General features: G+C 67.4%; 16 protein-coding genes. 8 read left to right on the top strand and 8 right to left on the bottom strand.

Annotated elements, in window-relative coordinates; translation table 11 throughout:
* Nucleotides 1-183: 183 nt before the first annotated feature.
* Nucleotides 184-405: a hypothetical protein gene (locus tag QLQ15_RS14355; RefSeq protein WP_283213447.1), complete on the top strand. Its 222-nt coding sequence runs from the start codon at nt 184-186 to the stop codon at nt 403-405.
* 22 nt (nt 406-427) lie between these two features.
* On the opposite strand, the gene QLQ15_RS14350 is transcribed toward QLQ15_RS14355, so the two are convergent.
* Together QLQ15_RS14350 and QLQ15_RS14345 are read right to left on the bottom strand one after the other, a co-directional pair.
* Nucleotides 428-841, bottom strand: a complete 414-nt coding sequence (locus tag QLQ15_RS14350; RefSeq protein WP_283213446.1) for a hypothetical protein — start codon at nt 839-841, stop codon at nt 428-430.
* A 101-nt stretch (nt 842-942) separates the two neighbouring features.
* Complete coding sequence (locus QLQ15_RS14345) at nt 943-2,061, bottom strand: LacI family DNA-binding transcriptional regulator (RefSeq protein ID WP_283213445.1); 1,119 nt, start codon at nt 2,059-2,061, stop codon at nt 943-945.
* A gap of 615 nt (nt 2,062-2,676) precedes the next feature.
* Here QLQ15_RS14345 and QLQ15_RS14340 point away from each other — a divergent pair.
* The 5 genes from QLQ15_RS14340 to QLQ15_RS14320 all read left to right on the top strand — a co-directional run bounded on the left by QLQ15_RS14340 (nt 2,677) and on the right by QLQ15_RS14320 (nt 12,002).
* Nucleotides 2,677-5,865 (top strand): TonB-dependent receptor, encoded by a 3,189-nt coding sequence (locus tag QLQ15_RS14340; protein WP_432277818.1) that lies wholly within the window; start codon nt 2,677-2,679, stop codon nt 5,863-5,865.
* Between the two features lie 184 nt (nt 5,866-6,049).
* Nucleotides 6,050-6,793: a SapC family protein gene (locus QLQ15_RS14335; RefSeq protein WP_283213443.1), complete on the top strand. Its 744-nt coding sequence runs from the start codon at nt 6,050-6,052 to the stop codon at nt 6,791-6,793.
* Complete coding sequence (locus QLQ15_RS14330; RefSeq protein ID WP_283213442.1) at nt 6,793-7,812, top strand: cupin-like domain-containing protein; 1,020 nt, start codon at nt 6,793-6,795, stop codon at nt 7,810-7,812. Before QLQ15_RS14335 ends, QLQ15_RS14330 begins: the two co-directional genes overlap by 1 nt.
* A 42-nt stretch (nt 7,813-7,854) precedes the next feature.
* Entirely contained in the window at nt 7,855-9,375 is a 1,521-nt protein-coding gene (locus QLQ15_RS14325) for a tryptophan halogenase family protein (protein WP_283213441.1), read from the top strand.
* Nucleotides 9,376-9,455: 80 nt separating this feature from the next.
* Nucleotides 9,456-12,002 carry a glycoside hydrolase family 3 protein gene (locus tag QLQ15_RS14320; RefSeq protein WP_283213440.1) on the top strand — a complete coding sequence of 849 codons (2,547 nt, stop codon included), beginning with the start codon at nt 9,456-9,458 and terminating at the stop codon, nt 12,000-12,002.
* Nucleotides 12,003-12,210: 208 nt separating this feature from the next.
* Here QLQ15_RS14320 and QLQ15_RS14315 read toward each other — a convergent pair whose 3' ends face one another.
* The 5 genes from QLQ15_RS14315 to smpB form a co-directional block, all read right to left on the bottom strand.
* The gene (locus tag QLQ15_RS14315; protein ID WP_283213439.1) at nt 12,211-15,501 is read right to left on the bottom strand and encodes an error-prone DNA polymerase; all 3,291 of its coding nucleotides are present in this window, start codon (nt 15,499-15,501) and stop codon (nt 12,211-12,213) included.
* Complete coding sequence (locus tag QLQ15_RS14310; RefSeq protein ID WP_283213438.1) at nt 15,498-16,919, bottom strand: Y-family DNA polymerase; 1,422 nt, start codon at nt 16,917-16,919, stop codon at nt 15,498-15,500. The genes QLQ15_RS14315 and QLQ15_RS14310 overlap by 4 nt, the downstream gene beginning before the upstream one ends.
* A 9-nt stretch (nt 16,920-16,928) precedes the next feature.
* The gene (gene imuA, locus QLQ15_RS14305; RefSeq protein ID WP_283213437.1) at nt 16,929-17,552 is read right to left on the bottom strand and encodes a translesion DNA synthesis-associated protein ImuA; all 624 of its coding nucleotides are present in this window, start codon (nt 17,550-17,552) and stop codon (nt 16,929-16,931) included.
* Nucleotides 17,552-18,184 carry a transcriptional repressor LexA gene (lexA, locus tag QLQ15_RS14300; protein ID WP_283213436.1) on the bottom strand — a complete coding sequence of 211 codons (633 nt, stop codon included), beginning with the start codon at nt 18,182-18,184 and terminating at the stop codon, nt 17,552-17,554. The genes imuA and lexA overlap by 1 nt, the downstream gene beginning before the upstream one ends.
* 185 nt (nt 18,185-18,369) lie before the next feature.
* Nucleotides 18,370-18,882 (bottom strand): SsrA-binding protein SmpB, encoded by a 513-nt coding sequence (gene smpB / locus QLQ15_RS14295; protein ID WP_283213435.1) that lies wholly within the window; start codon nt 18,880-18,882, stop codon nt 18,370-18,372.
* Between the two features lie 58 nt (nt 18,883-18,940).
* Between smpB and QLQ15_RS14290 the strand changes: the two genes are divergently transcribed.
* Together QLQ15_RS14290 and QLQ15_RS14285 are read left to right on the top strand one after the other, a co-directional pair.
* Nucleotides 18,941-19,375, top strand: coding sequence for a type II toxin-antitoxin system RatA family toxin (locus QLQ15_RS14290; protein WP_283213434.1), 435 nt, complete (start codon nt 18,941-18,943; stop codon nt 19,373-19,375).
* A gap of 1 nt (nt 19,376) precedes the next feature.
* Nucleotides 19,377-19,655 (top strand): RnfH family protein, encoded by a 279-nt coding sequence (locus QLQ15_RS14285; protein ID WP_283213433.1) that lies wholly within the window; start codon nt 19,377-19,379, stop codon nt 19,653-19,655.
* Nucleotides 19,656-19,688: 33 nt separating this feature from the next.
* Here the strand turns inward: QLQ15_RS14285 and QLQ15_RS14280 are convergent, their stop codons facing one another.
* Complete coding sequence (locus tag QLQ15_RS14280) at nt 19,689-20,102, bottom strand: outer membrane protein assembly factor BamE (RefSeq protein WP_283213432.1); 414 nt, start codon at nt 20,100-20,102, stop codon at nt 19,689-19,691.
* Between the last annotated feature and the right edge of the window lie 67 nt (nt 20,103-20,169).

The raw sequence follows: 20,169 nt of genomic DNA, 5'->3' as shown, positions 1-20,169 counted from the left end.
GCCGTAGTCTTCGTTTCCATCCGTCTAGGGGGCGTGAGATGCGAAGGCTGGCTTCGGTGATCCGCCGATCAAGCTGTTCCGCATCTCGACGCGGGTGCCGCATTCACGAAGACGCCGCCATCCCACTATCAAGTCAACCGCCATCGCGACCGATAGTCCGGTAAAGGTTTACCGGAGTGTGCGATGTCCGACCACCTGCCCAATCCGAAGTATCTATGGCTGAGCCTGCTGGGCCTGGTCGCCGTCACCGTGCTGGAGGTGGCTCTCATGCATGGCCCGCCTGAAGGGGAGCCGTGTCGTGCGGCGGTGTTCGCGGCCACGACGCCGTACAAGGCGGAACGGGCCATGCGCAGTCCGGCGTGTCGCGTGCGCGTTGAAGCGGGGCGGGCCGTTCCGGGGCGTTGAGTCGTTGCAGGTGCCCGCGCGCTCAACGTCCGTTGTGCGGCCCTTCGCCGAAGGCGATGTCCCAGCAGAACACCAGTGCGGCGACCATCAGCAGTCCGTGGAATCCGAACGTCAGGGCCATGTTCACGGTGACCTTGCCCAGCGGTGTGTCGCCCACGCGAGGGCCGGTGCGGAACAGGTAGTGATACGCGAGCAGGGTCAGGCCGACGCCCAGCGTGATCCGCGCCGTGCGCGTGACGAAGCGCGAGATCGCGTGGCGCGCCGCTTCGATCGGCGTCTCGACGCGTATGGCAACCACTTCGAATCCGTGAGCGCGGAAGTGCGCGCGCGCGATGCGTTCGGCGCACGTGGCATCGGGAAAGCGACCGAACGGACACGTCCGGGTTTCGCCGCTGTCCGGGCGGCGATAGGTGACGAAATAGCGGGGTACGTCCACTGTGATCTGATCCGGGGGAGTCAATCGAGTGGGTGGGCCGGCATCCGTAAATACGCGAAACGCAACCTTGGCCGGTCACGTCGCGGGGCCGTGCACGGCGGTCAGCCGTGCGGCGGGCGAGGGCCCTCGGGAGACTCGGCGTCGCGGTGCGGCCGGGCAGACGTGGCCGCGTCCAGTGGCGCCACCGAATCGCGCGCGATGAGCTGGTGTGGCACCACGTGGTTGATCACGGTGCGCGCACTGTCGTCCCTGCGGCGCAGGGCGCGCAGCAGGATGTCGATGGCGGTGTCGGCCATCTGTGCGATGGGCTGACGCACGGTGGTGAGTTCCGGCCACACCATGGTGGCGGCGAAGGTGTCGTCGAATCCCACCACCGACAGCCCACCCGGCACATCGATGCCGCGCCGGTGCGCGACCGACACGACCGCCGCTGCCATGTCGTCGTTGCTGGCGAAGATCGCGGTGGGCGGTTCGTCCAGCGACAGCAGTTGTTCGGCCGCATCCAGGCCGGAGCGATACGTGTAGTAACCCTGCGCGACGAGCGCATCGTCCAGCACGATGCCTGCATCCCGCAAAGCGGTCTTGAAACCGGTGAAGCGGTGCTCGCTGTCGGTATGGTGCGGGTCGCCCTTGATGTAGCCGATGCGGCGATGACCGTGACGGATCAGGTGTTCGGTGATCTCGCGGCTGGCCAGGACGTCGTCGATGCGCACGCAGGAGATGTCGTCGCCCAGTCGTCCCGATGCGATCGACACCACGGGAATGCCCGCATTGACGAACTCCGAGACGATCGCTTCGGACTCCGACAGCGGGGGAGGGAGGATGACACCGGCCACGTTGCCGGCCAGTTGCCGTGCGGCATTGCGCTGGGCGTCGGCATCGAGCGCATCCCAACTGGCGATGACCAGCTGCGCGGCAGCGCGTGCCGATCCGCTCAACGCGCCGACCAGCAGTTCGCGCAGATAGGACGAACTGGGGTTGGTGTAGATCAGCGCGATGCAGGTGTGCTGCGCCGCGGCCAGCGTGCTGGCGGCGAGATTGGGCCGATAGCCCAGCTCGTGCACCGTGCGCATCACGCGTTCGCGTGTGCTGTCTCGCACCTGTCCCTGGCCATTGATCACTCGTGAAACCGTCATCGGGGACACGCCGGCCTGCAGGGCCACTTCGTCGATCGTGACGGCGCGTCCTTTCCTGCGGACTGCCTTCGCGGGCTTCTCCAACTCGCGTTCTCCTTCGCCATGCAATGCGTCTTGGGCATCGGCCAGCATCCCGCGCAAGTGGAACGGCACCCCGGCCGCCCTGCGGAATGACCAACGTTGGAACAACGAACGAGTGGTAACGCTATCAGGCGAAAAGAAAGTAATCGTTATTCGGTTTCGACTGAAACCAACTGACACCGGGAGCCGTGGGGTGCCGGAAGACATTTGTTGCACTGCATGGTGACAAGGTTGGCAAAGCGTGATTAGTTTCGCGGAAGTTCATGGTAGCGCTACCAGTTCGCCCGCCGACCACGGGTCACGAAATGGAAGGAGGTCTGCTGCAACGACACCGCCGTACACGGTCCTGATTCGCACGGAATAGCTCCAAAGCCATCGGCAATTGCTGCAACGGGCGGTTCGTTGAACGCTCGGTCTGGAAGTGAGCAGGCTCTGCCTGCAGGTGCCCTGGGGAGGGCAAACATCCATCGATCGAAGTGAGAGGGCAGACCACATGATCCGGTTTCGGTGCCACGCAGTGAGGACGTCCAGGGCGAAGGCGGCAGTCGCGCCGCATTTCGCGAGTCAGGCCATCCAAGGCCCTTCTTCCAACCAGGGGATGGGGCAATGAGCCAGAGGATGAAGCGGTTCAAGTCCACCGCCATGTTCACCTTCGTGGGTGGCGTGCTGGTCATCAACCCTGCCTACGCGCAGGACACACAGGCCGCGCAGGCCACGCAGGCGCAGGCGACACAGGCGCAGGCCGCACAGGCCGGACAGACGCGCGGGGCCGATGACGCCACCACGCTGGATTCGGTCGTTGTGACGGGCATGCGCAACGCCCTGAACCAGTCGATGGAACTCAAGCGCGAGACCGCGGGCATCATCGACGCGATCAGCTCCGAGGACATCGGCAAGTTCCCGGATACCAACCTGGCCGAGTCGCTGCAGCGCATCACGGGCATCTCGATCGAGCGCCGCGACGGCGAAGGCGCGCAGATCACCGCGCGTGGCTTCGGTCCGCAGTTCAACATGGTCACCCTCAACGGTCGCCAGATCCCGGGCGCGGACGCATTCGGTGCGCCGGGCCAGGTGCCGATCGGCGGCGTCGACGGCGGCACGCGTGCGTTCAACTTCGCGCAGCTGGCCTCCGAAGCCATCGACTCGCTGGTGGTCTTCAAGACCGGCCAGGCCAACGTGCCCAGCGGCGGCATCGGCGCGACGATCGACATCCAGACCGATCGTCCGTTCAACCACCAGGGCGGCACCATCGTCGCCAGCGCCGGCGCCAAGGCGGTGTACGACGAGTCGCAGCCGTTCGACAACGACATCACGCCGGAAGTGTCCGGCATCTTCAGCTACGCCAACGACGACAAGACCTGGGGCGTGGGCCTGTCGGCCAGCTACCAGAAGCGCCATGGCGGTTCGGTGCAGTCCACCGAGAACGCCTGGAACATGCAGCGCTGGACCGGCACAGACCCGGCACTGCGTCCGGACGCGGTCGTGGTCAATGCGCCGGCCATCGGCCAGCTCTACGGCATGCCGAACGACCTGCGCTATGCCTTCGCCGATTTCGAGCGCGAGCGCATCAACGCCCAGGGCGTGTTGCAGTTCGCGCCGAGCGACGCGGTGACGCTGACCCTGGATTACACGTACTCCACCAACGAGATCACCGAGAACCGCGGTGAGCAGACCATCTGGCTGCAGCGTGCCAACAGCTTCACCGATCTGGTGTTCGACACCGGCAACCAGGTCGCCACGCCAGTCTTCATCCGCGACATCGTCGGCACCAAGGACTTCGGTTACGAGCAGCAGCGACAGGAACAGGAATACAAGCTCGATTCGCTGGGCTTCAACGCCAAGTGGGACGTGACCGACCGCTTCCGCCTGTCGTTCGACGGCCACAACACCACGTCCAAGAGCCTGCCCAACGACCCTGTCACCGGTGGCGGCTCGACCTTCTTCAGTATCGCCGGCACGAACAACTGCACCGTCGGCCCGTACTGCGGCGGCAACTGGGCGCAGGAACTGACCTTCAACAACGGCCTGCCGATCGGCGCGCGCGTCTGGTTCCCGGATTCGGCTTCCGCCGTGGCGGACGTTAACGGCGTCGTGAACCCGGACTTCCCGATCGAGCAGATCGGTTCGCAGGTGCTGCGCATCAACTACCAGCGCCAGGAAACCGAGATCAAGCAGGGCCGCATCGACGGCGAGTACAACTTCGATGATGGCCGCCTGTCGTTCGGCATCGATTCGTCCAACACGACGATGAAGCGCCTGCAGGCGACCGAGGCCTACTCGACGCTGGGCGACTGGGGCGTGGCCAATACCGGCAACGAGCCGGGCCTGGCCGAACTGCTGCGTCCGGTGGACATCGTCGGCATGTTCAACGACTACAACACCAGCGGTGCGGCCACGGGTGCATGGCGCGGCAATGCCACGGACGGGGCGCTCTGGGCCGGCGACTTCTACGGTGCCACCACCCGCTACAACCCGCAGATGGCGGCGGACAACCGCATCGAGGAAGACACCGACGCAGCCTATGCGCAGGTGGACCTGGACGGCACGCTGGGTGGCATGACCACGCGTACCCGCATCGGTGTGCGTTACGAGAAGACGTACGTCACCTCGACCTCGCAGGTCGCCATTCCCACGGCGATCCAGTGGCAGGCGAACAACGACTTCCGCATCCTGCGCGGTACTGAGCAGCAGCCCTTCAGCGAGACGCACAGCTACGACTACGTCCTGCCGAACCTGGACTTCTCGATCGATCTGACGTCCGACATCAAGGGCCGTGCATCGTTCAGCAAGACCATCGCGCGTGCTCCGTTCAGCAACCTCTACGCAGGTCCCACGCCGAACCAGCCGACCGGTTCGATCCTGATCAACCCGTCCACGCGTGCGGACGGCGATGCGCAGAACCCTGCACTGGATCCGCTGGAATCGGACAACCTCGACCTGGCGATCGAGTGGTACTTCGCCGATGCGAGCTTCGTCTCGGTGACGTTCTGGAACAAGGACGTGAAGAACTTCATCGGCACCTCGGTGGTGCGCCAGCCGCTCTACGGGCTGACGGATCCGACCTCGGGTCCGGATGCGCAGGCGGCGCTGGCGTTCCTGACCGGCGCGCAGTGCGCGGCGCAGGTCACGGCCGCCGGTGGCGATCTGGCACAGGCGTGCTCGGCCAACGACACCGCGCTGTTCACCGCGGTGGCGATGCTGCGCAATGCAGGAGCGACCGGCGGCCTGGCCGCGTACGACGGCAGCTCCGCGCAGTCGCTTGCGATGGAGAATGCCTACGACCTGGTCGGCGAGGCGGATGACCCGCTCTACGAGTTCGACGTCCAGACGCCGGTCAACCAGAACAACGCCAATCTGCACGGTTGGGAAGTGGGCGGTCAGTACTTCTTCGGTGAAACGGGCTTCGGCATCTACGCCAACTACACGCTGGTGGACGGTGACGTTGCCTTCGACAACACCGTGATCGAACGCGACCAGTTCGCGCTGCTCGGACTGAGCGACACGGCCAACGTGATGTTCATGTACGAGAAGTTCGGCTGGTCGGCACGCCTGGCGTGGAACTGGCGCGACGAGTACCTGATCTCCTCGAGCGAGAACGGCTCCAACCGCAACCCGTTCTACGTCGAGGAGTACAAGCAGTGGGATGCGAGCGTGAACTACTCGCTCGACGACCACTGGACCTTCAGCCTGGAGGCGATCAACCTGACCGGCGAGGACGTGCGCTGGCACGCCCGCTCCGAGAAGCAGATCGTCAAGCTGGTCGATCAGGACCCGCGCTACATGCTGGGCGTTCGCTACAAGTTCTGATCTCGCACGGCATCCGTCGCGGATGCCGTGTCGGGCCGGGGACCGTCGCAGCCGCGACGGTCCCTGCCTGACGGGGTGGTCCACGCGTGCGGCACGGCCGCGTGCGCGGGTGAAGGCGACGGGCTCTTTCCTTCCCCGCGGAGGAGGCGCATAACATCACGCGGACCCGCCCATCGCGAACCTCATGGCACGATACGAACTGCTCAACAACATCACGCACAAGGACCTGCGCGTGGTCACGCGCTTCGGTCGCGAATTCGGCGACGAGACCGGCATGGTGCCGGCGTTTCCCACGGAGTTCGCCGAACTCCAGCGCGAGTACCCCATCTTCTTCCGCCGTCAGACCGGCGAGACGGGCCAGTGGCAGGCGGTGGCGCTGCTGGGTTTCGACCAGAAGGAAAACCTGTTCCTGCAGGACGAACGCTGGAACGCCACCTATCTGCCCGGCGCGGTCGCGAAGGGCCCGTTCCTGATCGGTTTCCAGGAACAACGCATCGACGGCGAACTGCGTCGCGAGCCGGTCATCCACGTCGACATGGAGCATCCGCGCGTTCGCGCGGGTGAAGGCGAGCCGGTGTTCCTGCCGCATGGCGGAAACAGCCCGTACCTGGATCACATCGCAGCCGTCCTGCGTGGCATCCGCGACGGTGTCGATGCGGGGCAGGCGATGTTCGACGCGCTCGATGCCCTGCAACTGATCCAGCCACTGAAACTGGACCTGCAGATCGACGACACGCACCGCGTCAACCTGACCGGCCTGCACGGCATCGACCGTGAACGCCTGGCTTCGCTGGACGCCCAGGCGTTGCATCGCCTGCACCAGGCGGGGTATCTGGAGGGCGCGTTCCTCGTGCTGGCATCGCTGCACAACCTGCGTCGCATGATGGCCGAGAAGCAGCGACGGCTGCGCCAGGCGGAGAACGCCTGATGGTCGAAGTCGCCGGCCGCATTCGCGAGATCGAGGTCGCCGCGGACGCGTTGCCGCTCGACGAGCTGGTCGCGTCGGGTACGCCGGTAGTGCTGCGCGGGCTGGTGCGGAACTGGAGACTGGTCCAGGCCGGCCAGCGTTCGATGCGCGAGGCGATGGAGTACCTGCGCGGCTTCTACAACGGAGAACCCGTCACGTATTCGTGGGGCGATCCCGACGTCGCCGGGCGGCCGTTCTACACCGCCGATTTCACCGACATCAACTGCGAGGTGCGGCGCAGCGACCTGGGCACGGTGCTCGATGGCATCGCGGCGCACGCCGACGACGCGCGCCCGCCCACGTATTACGTCGCATCATTGCTGGTCGATACGCGTTTTCCCGGCCTGCGTGCCGACAACGACCTGGACCTTGCGGCGCGCGGCATCGATGCGCCGCCCAGCATCTGGATCGGCAACCGCGTCACTGCGTCGTGCCACTACGACGCGATGAGCAACATCGCCTGCGCGGCCGTGGGCCGCCGCCGCTTCACCCTGTTTCCGACGGAGCAGATCGGCAACCTCTATCCCGGCCCACTGGAACCGACGCCCGGCGGGCAGGCGGTGAGCGTGGTCGATTTCAGCGCACCGGATTTCGAACGTTTCCCCGGCTTCCGCGACGCGCTGGCTGCCGGCCAGACCGCCGTGCTCGAACCCGGCGATGCGATCTTCATTCCCAGCCTGTGGTGGCACCACGTGCAAGGGCTGGATCCGTTCACCGTGCTCGTGAACTACTGGTGGAACAGCGTGCCGGCGTACGTTCCCACGCCGATGCATGCGCTTTACCACGCACTGTGGACCATCCGCGACCGGCCCGAACGCGAGAAGCAGGCCTGGCGCGAGATCTTCGATCACTACGTGTTCGGCCCCGCCGACCGCGCCGGCGGGCACCTGCCCGAAGCGGCGCGCAACGTGCTGGGGCCGGTCGACGAGAAGCTCGCGCGGCAGCTGCGCGCGATGCTGATCGCCAAACTCAATCGTTGAGCCGGGGCGTCCCGGCTCCATTGCGACAGATGGGAGGGGCAGGTGGAGAAGGGCAGGATTCGCAAGGTGGTGATCGCGGGCGGTGGCACGGCGGGCTGGCTGGCCGCCACGGCATTGACGCACCAGTTCCGCGAGCGGCTGGACGTGGTGCTGGTCGAGTCCGAACAGATCGGTACGGTGGGCGTGGGCGAATCGACGGTGCCGCCGATCCGCAACTTCCACCGTTTCCTGCAGATCGACGAACAGGAGTTCCTGCGTGCCGTCGCCGGAACGTTCAAGCTGTCGATCTCGTTCGAGAACTGGCGTCGCCCCGGCGACCACTTCTTCCATCCGTTCGGCATCACCGGCTCCAGCACGCTGGTGTGTGGGTTCCACCATTTCTGGTTGGACAGCCTGCGCCGTGGCATGTCGTCCGAACTCGGCGACTACTGCCTGGAGACCGTGGCCTCACGCAAGGACCAGTTCACGCTGCAGACCACGCCGCAGGTCAATTACGCCTACCACCTGGACGCCGGCCTGTACGCGCGCTTCCTGCGCGGCAAGGCCGAGAGCTACGGCCTCAAGCGCATCGAAGGCAAGATCCGCGAGGTGAAGCAGAACGGCGAATCGGGCTACATCGAATCGCTGGTGCTGGAAGACGGGAAGGTGATCGAAGGCGACCTGTTCATCGACTGCACCGGTTTCCGCGGGCTGCTGATCGAGCAGACGCTGAAGTCGGGTTATGAAGACTGGAACCAGTGGCTGCCGTGCGACCGCGCGGTCGCGGTGCAGACCGAATCGCTGGGACCGCCGGGACCGTACACGCGCGCGATCGCGCATGAGGCCGGCTGGCGCTGGAACATTCCGCTGCAGCATCGCGTGGGTACCGGCTGGGTGTTCTCCAGCCGCCACATGTCCGACGACGAAGCACGCGCACGCCTGCTGAAGGACGCCGTCGCGCCGCCCATCAAGGACCCGTGGCTGGTGCCGTTCCGCAGCGGTCGGCGCCTGAAGGCATGGAACAAGAACGTAGTGTCGCTGGGCCTGGCCAGCGGCTTCATCGAGCCGCTGGAATCGACCAGCATCCACCTGGGCATGAGCGCCATCGTGCGCCTGGTCGAACTGTTCCCCTTCGACGGCATTCCGCCGGCTCTGGTGGACGTGTTCAACGAGACCAGCCGCATCGAGATGGAGCACGTGCGCGACTTCATCATCCTGCACTACCACGCCAACCAGCGCGACGAGCCGATGTGGAAGGCCTGCCGCGAGATGGAACTGCCCGATTCGCTGTCGATCCGACTGCGTGCATGGCGCGAACGTGCGCACGCGTGGCAGGGCGCCAACGAGCTGTTCCGCGTGGACTCGTGGACGCACGTGATGCTGGGCCAAGGCATCGTCCCGGCGCAGCATCACCCGCTGTCGGAAACGCTGGGCGACGACGACATGCGCAAGTTCCTGTCGTCGCTGCGCCAGCGCATCGACCAGACCGTCACCGGGATGCCATCGCAACAGGCGTTCATCGAGCAGTACTGCAAGGCCCCGCCCGAAGTATGGGGCGCGCGCAAGCCGTTGGTCTCGGCCTGACACAACCGCACGTCCGTCCGCGCCCGATGGCGCGGGCGTCCCCTTGGCAACGAACCGGAACGCAGAGAGGCCTGAACGTGGTGAACGGACGCAACTTCAAACGTATCGGCGGTGGCGTGCTGTTGGCGGCGCTCGTAGTGGCGCTGGGTGCCTGCAAGGGCGATCGCACCAGCGCACCGAAGGCGGACGAATCGCCGTGGCCCTCGGTGGCCTGGCCGTTGCCGGAAGACCCGGCGCTGGAGCAGCGCATCACCGACCTGATGGCCACGATGACGGTGGAAGAGAAGGTCGGCCAGATCGTGCAGGGCGACATTTCCAGCATCACGCCGGACGACGTGCGCAAGTACCGGCTGGGTTCGGTGCTCGCCGGCGGCAACTCCGATCCGGGTGGTCATTACGATGCCAAGCCCGCCGAATGGCTGGCACTGGCCGATGCGTTCTACGAAGCGTCGATGGACACCTCGCAGGGCGGCAAGGCGATCCCGGTGATCTTCGGCATCGATGCCGTGCACGGGCAGAGCAACATCGTCGGCGCCACGTTGTTCCCGCACAACATCGGCCTGGGCGCCACGCGCAACCCGGACCTGCTGCGCCGCATCGGCCAGGTCACCGCGGTGGAAACGCGCACCACGGGCATGGAATGGGCATTCGCGCCCACCGTCGCCGTGCCGCAGGACGACCGCTGGGGGCGTTCGTACGAGGGCTATTCCGAATCGCCCGACGTGGTGGCGAGTTTCGCCGGCGCGATGGTCGAAGGCCTGCAGGGCAAGGTCGGCACCAAGGAGTTCCTCAGCGGCCGCCACGTGATCTCCTCGGTCAAGCATTTCCTCGGCGACGGCGGCACCACCAACGGCAAGGACCAGGGCAACACGCAACTGAGCGAAGCCGAGCTGGTGCGCATCCATGCGGCGGGTTATCCGCCGGGCATCGCGGCCGGTGCGCAGTCGGTGATGGCCTCGTTCAACAGCGTCAACGGCACGCGCATGCACGGCAACAAGGTGCTGCTGACCGACGTGCTGAAGGGGCGCATGAACTTCGGCGGCTTCGTCGTCGGCGACTGGAACGGCCACGGCCTGGTGCCCGGCTGCACCAGCACCAACTGCCCGGCCACGATCAACGCCGGCCTCGACATGGCGATGGCCTCCGACAGCTGGAAGGGTTTCTACGACAGCGCGCTGGCCGCGGTGAAGGCCGGCACGATTCCGCAGGCGCGCCTGGACGACGCGGTGCGCCGCATCCTGCGCGTGAAGTTCCGCCTGGGGCTGTTCGAGGCGGGCAAGCCGTCGCAGCGCGAGGTTGGTGGCAAGTTCGAGCTGCTCGGTGCGCCGGAACATCGCGCGATCGCGCGGCAGGCCGTGCGCGAATCGCTGGTGCTGCTGAAGAACCAGGGCGGCGTGCTGCCGCTGCAGCCGAAGCAGCGCATCCTGGTGGCGGGCGACGGCGCGAACGATGTCGGCAAGCAGGCCGGCGGCTGGACGCTGAGCTGGCAGGGCACCGGCAACAAGCGCGCCGACTTCCCCAATGCCGACACCGTGTACGAAGGCATCTCGCGACAGGCCAAGGCGGCCGGTGGCGAAGCGGTGCTGGCCATCGATGGCAAGTACACGCAGAAGCCGGACGTGGCCGTGGTGGTGTTCGGCGAGAACCCGTACGCCGAATTCCAGGGCGACATTCCGCACCTGCTGTACAAGCCCGGCAACGACAGCGACCTGGAGCTCATCAAGCGTCTGAAGGCCGAGGGCATTCCGGTGGTGGCGGTGTTCATGAGCGGACGCCCGCTGTGGATGAACCGCGAGATCAACGCGTCCGATGCGTTCGTCGCGGCGTGGCTGCCGGGCTCGGAAGGCGAGGGCATCGCCGACGTGCTGCTGCGCAAGGCCGACGGCAGCGTGCAGTACGACTTCAAGGGCAAGCTCAGCTTCAGCTGGCCGCGCTTGGCGACCCAGTACGCCAACAACGTGGGGCAGAAGGACTACAACCCGCTGTTCCCGTTCGGCTTCGGCCTGACGTACGCCGACAAGGGCGACCTCGCACCGTTGCCGGAAGATTCCGGCGTGAAGGGCGGGCAGACGGAAGTGGGCACGTTCTACGCCCGCGGCCAGCTGGCCGACGGCATCGCCATGCGCGTGTCCAACGCGGGTGGGCAGGTGGTGCAGGTGACGACGTTGCCGGCGGCACTGCAGGACGGCAGCCTCAAGGTCACCGCCGTGGACCACAAGGCGCAGGAAGACGCGCGCCGTCTGGTGTGGTCCGGCGCGCAGGCGGCCACGTTTGCACTGGCGCCGCAGACGCCGATGGATCTGGCGCGCGAGGCCAACGGCGACATCATGGTGGTGATGACGCTGCGTCCGGAGAAGGTACCGACGGAAGACGTCACCATCGGCGTGAGCTGCGGTGGAACGTGCCAGGCGCGGTTGCCGGTACGCGATGCGCTCGCCGCATTGCCGGCGAACCAGTGGACGACGTTCGGCGTGCCGCTGAAGTGCTTCGGCAAGGCCGGCGCCGACACCCGCAAGCTGGAGTCGCTGCTGGAGCTGCGCACCGCCGGCAAGCTGGAGCTGTCGATCTCGCGCGTGCAGCTGGGTGCGCTGAACGAGGCCGAGCACGTGTTGCCCTGCGCGCCTTGAGGGGCGCATGGGTGGAGGCGGGCGCGCGGAAGGTCGCGCGCCCGCTTCAGCAGACCTGCCGTCATTCCCGCGAAGGCGAGCCCCGCTTTACTTCGGCGGAGCCGAACATCCAACCGTCCGCGACATCACGCTCTCCGGAAAGGACGCAACACTGGCAAGTTGGATCCCCGCCTTCGCGGGGATGACAGCACAGAAGCCAACCGATCTGCTAGCGGAAATCCCGCGACGGTGTCTGCAGTTCGCCCAGCAGCGGGCTGAGGTCCTGCAGTTGTCCGGCGATCAGGTGCTCCACGCCGTCCACGCGTTCCCAGCGGCCGCGCACGGACAGCAGCGTGGAATCGAGCAGCGGCTTGCGCTGGCGTGCGGCGAGGTCGGGCCAGACGATCACGTTGATCATGCCGTGCTCGTCCTCCAGCGTGACGAAGATGGTGCCCTTGGCGGTGGCGGGGCGCTGGCGCTGCGTGACCAGTCCGGCGACATGCACGCCGCGGCCGTGGCGCATCTCGCGCAGGTCGCGTGAACCCTTGATGCGACGCGCCTGCATCTGCGGGCGCAGCAGCGCCATCGGGTGCGAGGCCAGGCTCAGGCCGGTGGCGCGGTAATCCGACAGGATTTCCTCGCCGATGCGCGGGGCGGGCAGGTCGATCCCGTCCTCGCGCGGGCTGCCGGGCAGCAGCGGCCGGCGGTGTTCCAGGCCGGCCACCGCCCAGCGTGCGACATGGCGATTGCCGACCAGTCCCCGCAGGGCATTGGATTCGGCCAGCGCGTTGCAGGCCTTGTCGTCCAGTCGCGCGCGAAGGCGCAGGTCCTGCAGATCGTCGAACGCGCGTCGCGTGCGTGCGGCGACGATGGCATGGCCGGCGTCTTCGGACAGGCCGCGCACCTCGCGCAGGCCAAGGCGGATCGCCGGCTGCACGTTGCGCGCGTCGTCGAAGTGCGTGCCGCCGACCAGCGTGCAGTCCCAGTCGCTGTGCATCACGTCCACGGGCAGTATCCCGACGGCTTCGCGCATCGCGAGCGCACGTTCCGCCTCGCTTTCGAATTCGTCCGCGGCCCGTTGCGGCGCGCCGCGGCGGGCGTCCTGCACGATCTGGCTGGTGGAGTAGAACCCCATCGGCTGCGCGTTGAGCAGCGCGCAGGCGAAGGCCGCCGGTTCGTGTCGCTTGAGCCAGCAGCTCACGTAGACCAGCTTGGCGAACGAGGCCGCGTGGCTCTGCGGGAAGCCGTATGAACCGAATCCCTTGATCTGCTCGAAGATCTGCTCGATGAACGCTTCCGCATAACCTTTGCCGCGCATGCAGTCGCGGATGCGTTCGCGGTGGGGTTCCATGTCGCCGCCCACGCGCCAGGCCGCCATCGAACGCCGCAGCTGGTCGGCTTCGCTGTCGCTGTAGCCGGCGTGCATCACCAGTTCCATCACCTGTTCCTGGAACAGCGGCACGCCGAGCGTTGGCTTGAGGATTTCCTCCACTTCCGGCGAGGGGTATTCCACCTTTTCCTTGCCCATGCGGCGTCGCAGGTACGGGTGCACCATGCCGCCCTGGATCGGCCCTGGCCGCACGATGGCGACCTCCACCACCAGGTCGTAGAAGTTCTTCGGCTTCAATCGCGGCAGCATCGTCATCTGCGCGCGCGATTCGATCTGGAACACGCCCACCGTGTCGGCGCGCTGGATCATCGCGTAGGTGGGTTTGTCGCCGGCCGGCAGCAGGGCCATGTCGATGTCGCGGCCGCGGTGCTTCGACACCAGCGCGATGGCCTTGCGGATGCAGGTCAGCATGCCCAGTGCCAGGCAGTCGACCTTGAGCAGCTTCATCGTCTCCAGGTCGTCCTTGTCCCACTGGATGATGGTGCGGTCGTCCATCGCGGCGTTCTCCACCGGTACCACGGTGGACAGCGGTTCCTGCGAGATGACGAAGCCGCCGACGTGCTGCGACAGGTGGCGCGGGTGGTTCTCCAGTTCGTCGGTTATGGCGAGCACGCGTGCGATCAGCGGGTTGTCCGGATCGAACCCCGCTTCGACCAGGCGCTGTTCCATCGGCGTGCCGCCGTTGCCCCAGCCATGGCAGTTGGCCAGCAGCGCGATCTGGTCCGGCGGCAGGCCGAAGGCCTTGGCGACATCGCGCACGGCGCTCTTGCCGCGGTAGCGGATGACCGTGGCGGCCAGCGCGGCGCGGTCGCGGCCGTACTTGGCGTAGACGTACTGCAGCACTTCCTCGCGGCGTTCGTGTTCGAAGTCCACGTCGATGTCGGGCGGCTCGTTGCGTTCCCGCGACAGGAAACGCGCCATCAGCAGGCGGCTTTCCTCCGGGTTCACCGAGGTGATGCCCAGCGCGTAGCACACTGCGGAATTGGCCGATGAGCCGCGGCCCTGGCACAGGATGTCGCGGCTGCGCGCGAAGCGGACGATGTCTTCCACCGTCAGGAAGAACGCCTCGTACTTGAGCTCGGCGATGAGCGCCAGCTCGGATTCGATCTGCCGCACGACCTTGTCCGGCGTGCCCTCCGGCCAGCGGTTGCGCATGCCGGCGAAGGTCAGCGCGCGCAGGTGTGAGGTCGGTGTTTCGCCTTCGGGCACCAGCTCGAAGGGGTAGTCGTAATGGATGTCTTTCTGCAGGTCGAACGTGCAGCGCTCCGCCAGCGCGACGGCGGCCTGCAGCAGCGCGGGCGGATGGATGTTGCCCAGCGTGCGTCGTGCACGCAGGTGTCGTTCGCCGTTGCGGAACAGGTGCGCGCCGCATTCCGACAGCGGCAGGCCGTGGCGGATCGCGGTCATGGTGTCCTGCAGGGTGCGCTGGCGCCGCACCGCCATGTGCACGTCGCCGGTGGCGACGGGCGTCATGCGCAGTTCCGATGCCAGCGACAGCAGCGCCTGCAGACGCGCTTCATCGTCCTGCTCGCGGTGCAGTCCGATGGCCAGGTGGACGCGTTCGCCGAATACCGATTGCAGCCAGCGTCCGGAGGTGGAATCGGGCGACGTGCCCGGTGTGCGATCCGGCAGCCACAGCGCGAACACGCCGTTGCCATCGGCGAAGACCGCTTCGACGTCGGCGCGATCCAGCCGGTACGTGCCCTTGTCGGCGGCGCGGCGCCCGCGCGTGATCAGTTCGCACAGGCGCGTGTAGCCGGCGGCGTTCTCCACCAGCAGCACGAAGCGCGTGGCGTCGCGCAGGTGGAATTCGCTGCCGACGATCAGGCGCACGCCGGTGGCGAGCGAGGCTTCCAGCGCGCGCACGATGCCGGCCAGCGAACATTCGTCGGTGATGGCCAGGGCGCGGTAGCCGCAGTGGCGTGCGCGGTCGAACAGTTCCTCCGCGCTCGCCGCGCCGCGCAGGAAGCTGAAGTCCGACAGGCAGTGCAGTTCGGCGTAGGGCGGGGCGTCGTCGTCGAGGTCGTCGTTGGCGGCTTCGCGCAGGCGCACGGCGACCTGCAGCGCGCGCGGCACGCGATCGCCGGGCGTGTCGCGGTCGACGCCGTCGATGGCGTCGTCCCAGCTCATGCGAACCAGCCGTGCAGCATCCAGCCGTCGCGTTTGCCCGGGTCGGCGAAGGCCCAGGCGCGCTGTCCATGCAGGGTTTCGAGGACGTAGTAGTCGCGGCGCACGTCGTCGCCGTCCCACCAGCCGCTTTCCAGCCGTTCGGGGCCGGATACGATGCGCGCGTGCTGCCGCAGCGGCACCGGATGCGGCAGCAGCCAGGTGGGGCGTGGCGGGCGCACGGGAGCATCCATCGCGCAGGCCGCATCGTCATCGACACTGGCGCGCCGCCACGCGCGCTCGGGGCGCGGGTCGCCGGACGGTGCGATGCGGTACACCGCATCGTCGCCCAGCCGCGCGCGCAGGCGTTCGCGCAGTTGCGGCCACGGCACCGCCTGCGACGGGCGCGTGTCGAACAGATCGCGCGCGGCTGGCACGAACGGCGGCAGTTCCTTCGCCAGAAGGCGCAGGCCGACGACGGGTTTTTCGATCGATGCCTGTTCCAGCCGGTTGCGCGCGATGTCCATCAGCAGCGTGGCATCGCGTTCGGCCGCGAGCATGCCGACCGGCACGTCGGTGTGGCCTTCCTCATGTTCGAGCCGCATCGTGAAACGTTGCACGCCGCCATCGCGCGAGGACAGGTACACCGCCAGATCGCGCACCAGGCGGCGCAGCGGGAACAGCAGTGCCTGATGGCTTTCGACCTCGTAGCCCATCTCGACGCGCGCATCGAAATGGTCCGGCGGCTGGTAGTACTCCAGCGGATCGTCGGCGTCGCCGTACAGCCGGTCCAGATGTTCGAGCAGTTCGATGCCGAAGCGGCGACGCAGGCCATCGCGCGGCAGTTCGCGCAGGTCCTTCAGCGTGCGCACGCCCATGCGGTGCAGGCGTTCGCCGACATCGCCGGGCAGGGCGGCGCGACGCACCGGCACGCGGTCCAGGGTGCCGGGCAAACCCTCTGCGCTGGACAGCGCGAAGCCGTCGCGCAGCATCGCGAACACCAGCGCCGCGCGCGGTGTGGGCGCCAGCGCGATGCGATGGTGGAAGCCGAGCGCATCGAGGTCCTCGCGCAGTCGTTTCTCGAAACGTGGCCAGGGGCCGAACAGCCGGAAGCTGGCGCTGGCTTCCAGCACGATCGCGCCCGGCCATTGCCGGCTGACCAGCGAACTGTGGCGATACGCCCACGCGGCAAGGAAACGGTGCGAGTGCGCCTGCGCCTTCGGATCGTGCTCGTGCAGCGCGACCTGCGCGCACAACGCGTGCGCGGCGGTCAGGCGCATGCCGGGTTTCAGGCCGGCTTCGGCGGCGGCGTCATTGACCGCGAACAGGCTGCGCAGCTGCGCGGGGCCCGTCACCAGCGCGAGCGGGTGGTGCGGGTCCTCGACGCGGCGGAGGACGGCGTCGAGCGCCAGATGCGGCAATTGGAGACAGGCCCAGAGCATGGCGGGCGCTCAACGCGCCAACTCCGATGGCGGCGCGAACCCGCGCGCGGGCACCTGGCCGCCGCGGCATTTGCGCACGCGCCAGGCTGTTTCCACGCGTTCGATGCGCAGCGCGGCAGGCGAGGGGTTGCCGGCATGGCGGCTGTCGCGCACGGCGAAGCCCAGGCATTCGCCACTGTCGGCGGCCACCTGCAACCGCCGCAGGGCCGGGCCGTCGGCATTGGTCGGCCAGCCGAGTACCGCCGCGAACGCCGCGCTGCGCAGGCATTGTTCGAACGCCCACAACGCGCCGCGCGGATCGGCGCGCACGATTTCCAGATGGCGCAGGTCCACGCCTGCGCGCTGCCATGCCGGCGCATAGGGGCAGAACGGCGGCGCGATCAGCGCCACCAGCTTCCCTGCCTGCGTCATCCGCGACAGCGTGGGCATCAGCAGCGAGAGTTCGCCCACGCCTTCGGCCGGGATCAGCAGTTCGGTCAGCGCGCCGTGCGGCCAGCCGCCATGCGGGAGCAGGGTGTCGAGATTGGCGAAACCGGTGGTCTCGCCCAGCGGCGCGGCCGCCGCGTTGCGTCCGGCGCGCCAGACGGTACGTGCCAGGAGCAGCGATTCGAGCGGGACGACTTCGGCGGCCATCAGTCGGGGCGCACCAGGCCGCAGTAGAGCCCTTCGATGGCGAAGTCGCTGCCGGGCGGGATCTCGATGGGCGGATAGGCCGGATTGCGCGGCAGCAGGCGGATGCGCCGGGCTGTGCGCTCCAGCCGCTTGATGGTGATTTCCTCGTCGATGCGCGCGATCACGACCTGTCCGTCGCGCGCGTCGCGGGCGCGTTTCACCGCGACCAGGTCGCCGTCGAAGATGCCGTCGTCGCGCATCGAATCGCCCTGCACGCGCAGCAGGTAGTCCGGTGCGGTGGAGAACAGGGCGCGGTCGAGGCGGAGTTCGCGCTCGATGCCGGCGTCGGCGCCGATGGGCGCACCCGCGGCCACGCGACCGAGTACGGCGAGCGTCAGGCGGTCGTCATCGCGCGTCCGGTGCGTGCGCGCAGAGGGCGATGGCCCGGCGAGGCGGATGCCGCGCGCCTGGTTCGGCCGCACGTCCAGCACGCCGGCCTCCTGCAGGCGCCGCACATGCTTGTGCGCCGCGCAGGCCTGGCGGAAGCCGAACGCATCGGCGATCTGCTGCAGCGTGGGCGGCATGCCTTCGGCTTCGGCATGGGCCTTTATGTAAGCCAGGATCTGGGCCTGGCGGGCGGTGAGGTCGGACATCGGAGTTCCTGCAGAGGTAAAAATCTATTTACCTTCGCGGCCGTACGCAAGCAGCCGTTGCTGGCCCGATCTGGCCATGGCGGCGTATCACGGATTGCGACTCGTTGAAAATCAGCGGCTTGCCGCGCTGATTTCATCCTGCATCGAGGCTGGGCACCGCCGGTCAGGCGACCGGCGGCAGGGCGTCAGGCGTCCTTGTTGTGCCGGCGCATCACGCGCTGCTTCTCGCGCTGCCAGTCGCGTTCCTTGCTGGCCTCGCGCTTGTCGTGGGCCTGCTTGCCCTTGGCCAGGGCGATTTCGGCCTTGACCTTGTTGCCCTTCCAGTAGAGCGCGGTAGGAACCAGGGTGTAGCCGTCGCGCTGCACGCGACCGATGAGCGTGTCGATCTCCGCCCGATGCAGCAGCAGTTTGCGCGAGCGGCGGTCGTCGGCCACGACGTGCGTGGAGGCCGAGATCAGCGGGGTGATCTGCGAACCGATCAGGAAGATCTCGCTGTGCAGGACCACGGCGTAGGCGTCGCCGATGTTGGCCCGGCCAGCGCGGATCGCCTTGAGCTCCCAGCCCTGCAGGGACAGACCGGCCTCGAACTTGTCCTCGAGGTGGTACTCGTGGCGCGCACGCTTGTTGAGTGCGATGGTGCCGCCGCCGGCGCCCTTTCCCTTATCCTTGCCGGTCTTCTTGTTGGAATTCTTGGACATCGCACCATTGTCCCCGAAAGCGGGGGCAGGGCGATACCGGGACCGGGCCACGCACCACATGCAGACCATCCGCCGTACCGCCCTCGTCGAGCACTCCGCCGCGCGCATGTTCGCGCTGGTCAACGATGTGGCGGCCTATCCGCGACGTTTCAGCTGGTGCGAGTCGGCGCAGGTGCTGGAAGCGGGAGAGGGGCGGCTGGTGGCGCGCCTGGACATCGGCTTCGGCGCGCTGCGCACCTGGTTCACCACCGAGAACACCATGAGCCCGCCGCACCACATCCAGCTGAAGCTGGTCGAGGGGCCGTTCCAGAGCCTGGGCGGACGCTGGGAATTCCACGCGCTGGACGAGTCCGCGTGCAAGGTCACGCTGACGCTGGAATTCGAGCCGAAGGTGAAGCTGCTGGGGCCGGCGATGGCACTGGGGTTCCAGGGCCTGGCCGATCGCATGGTCGACGACTTCATCCGCGTCGCGGACCGTGGCGAAGAGGCCTGAGGTGAAGATCCAGCTCGTGCGCGCCTGGCCGCGGCGCTTCGAGGCGATCGAGCTGGAACTGCCAGCGGGCGCGACCGTCGGCGATGCGCTGGTCGCGGCGGGCCTGGATCGCGATGCGGAAACCGTGGCCCATGCCGTGTTCGGCGTGCGCGTGGCGCGCGATGTGCCCTTGCAGGATGGCGATCGCGTGGAGCTGCTGCGTCCGCTGCAGGCCGATCCCAAGACCGCGCGCCGGCGTCGCGCCGAATCCCGGCCGCTCAAACAGAAAACCCGGCCGTAGCCGGGTTTTCATCGAAGCGTCTGGCGCGTGCGGTCAGCGGCCGCGACGCTTCTCGTTCTTTTCCTTCGGCAGGTTGCGGCCGAACTGGCGGACCGTCTGCCGGGCCAGCTGTTCGTCCTGCTCGGGGAAGTAGTCGCCTTCCCACTTCACCAGCGAGTCGTTCTCGAACCAGAGGGTGAGGTTCTTCTTCTCGACGGTGCCCACGCGGTTGGTGCGCTGCGTGGAAGCGTAGTCCCAGCGGTCGTGGTGGAACGGGTCTTCGATCGACGGCGAGCCGAGCAGCAGGTTGACCTGTTGCTTGCTCATGCCGGTCTGGAGCTGATCGACGCTGGACTTCTCCAGCAGATTGCCCTGATAGATGGGCTGCTTGTAGAGGATGCCGCAGCCGCCGGTGACCATGGCGATGGAAAGGACCAGCAGGAGCTTGTACGTCGTGTGCTTCGGCATCGGGGTCTGCGACAGGCGGATAACGTCGCGATGATACACTGAAGGGCGCATCCACCAAGCGCGGGGA

Origin of the sequence: Lysobacter stagni, from assembly GCF_030053425.1 — a bacterium.
In the GTDB taxonomy this organism is placed as follows: domain Bacteria; phylum Pseudomonadota; class Gammaproteobacteria; order Xanthomonadales; family Xanthomonadaceae; genus Lysobacter_J; species Lysobacter_J stagni.
This window is presented reverse-complemented; position numbering and strand designations above follow the sequence as displayed.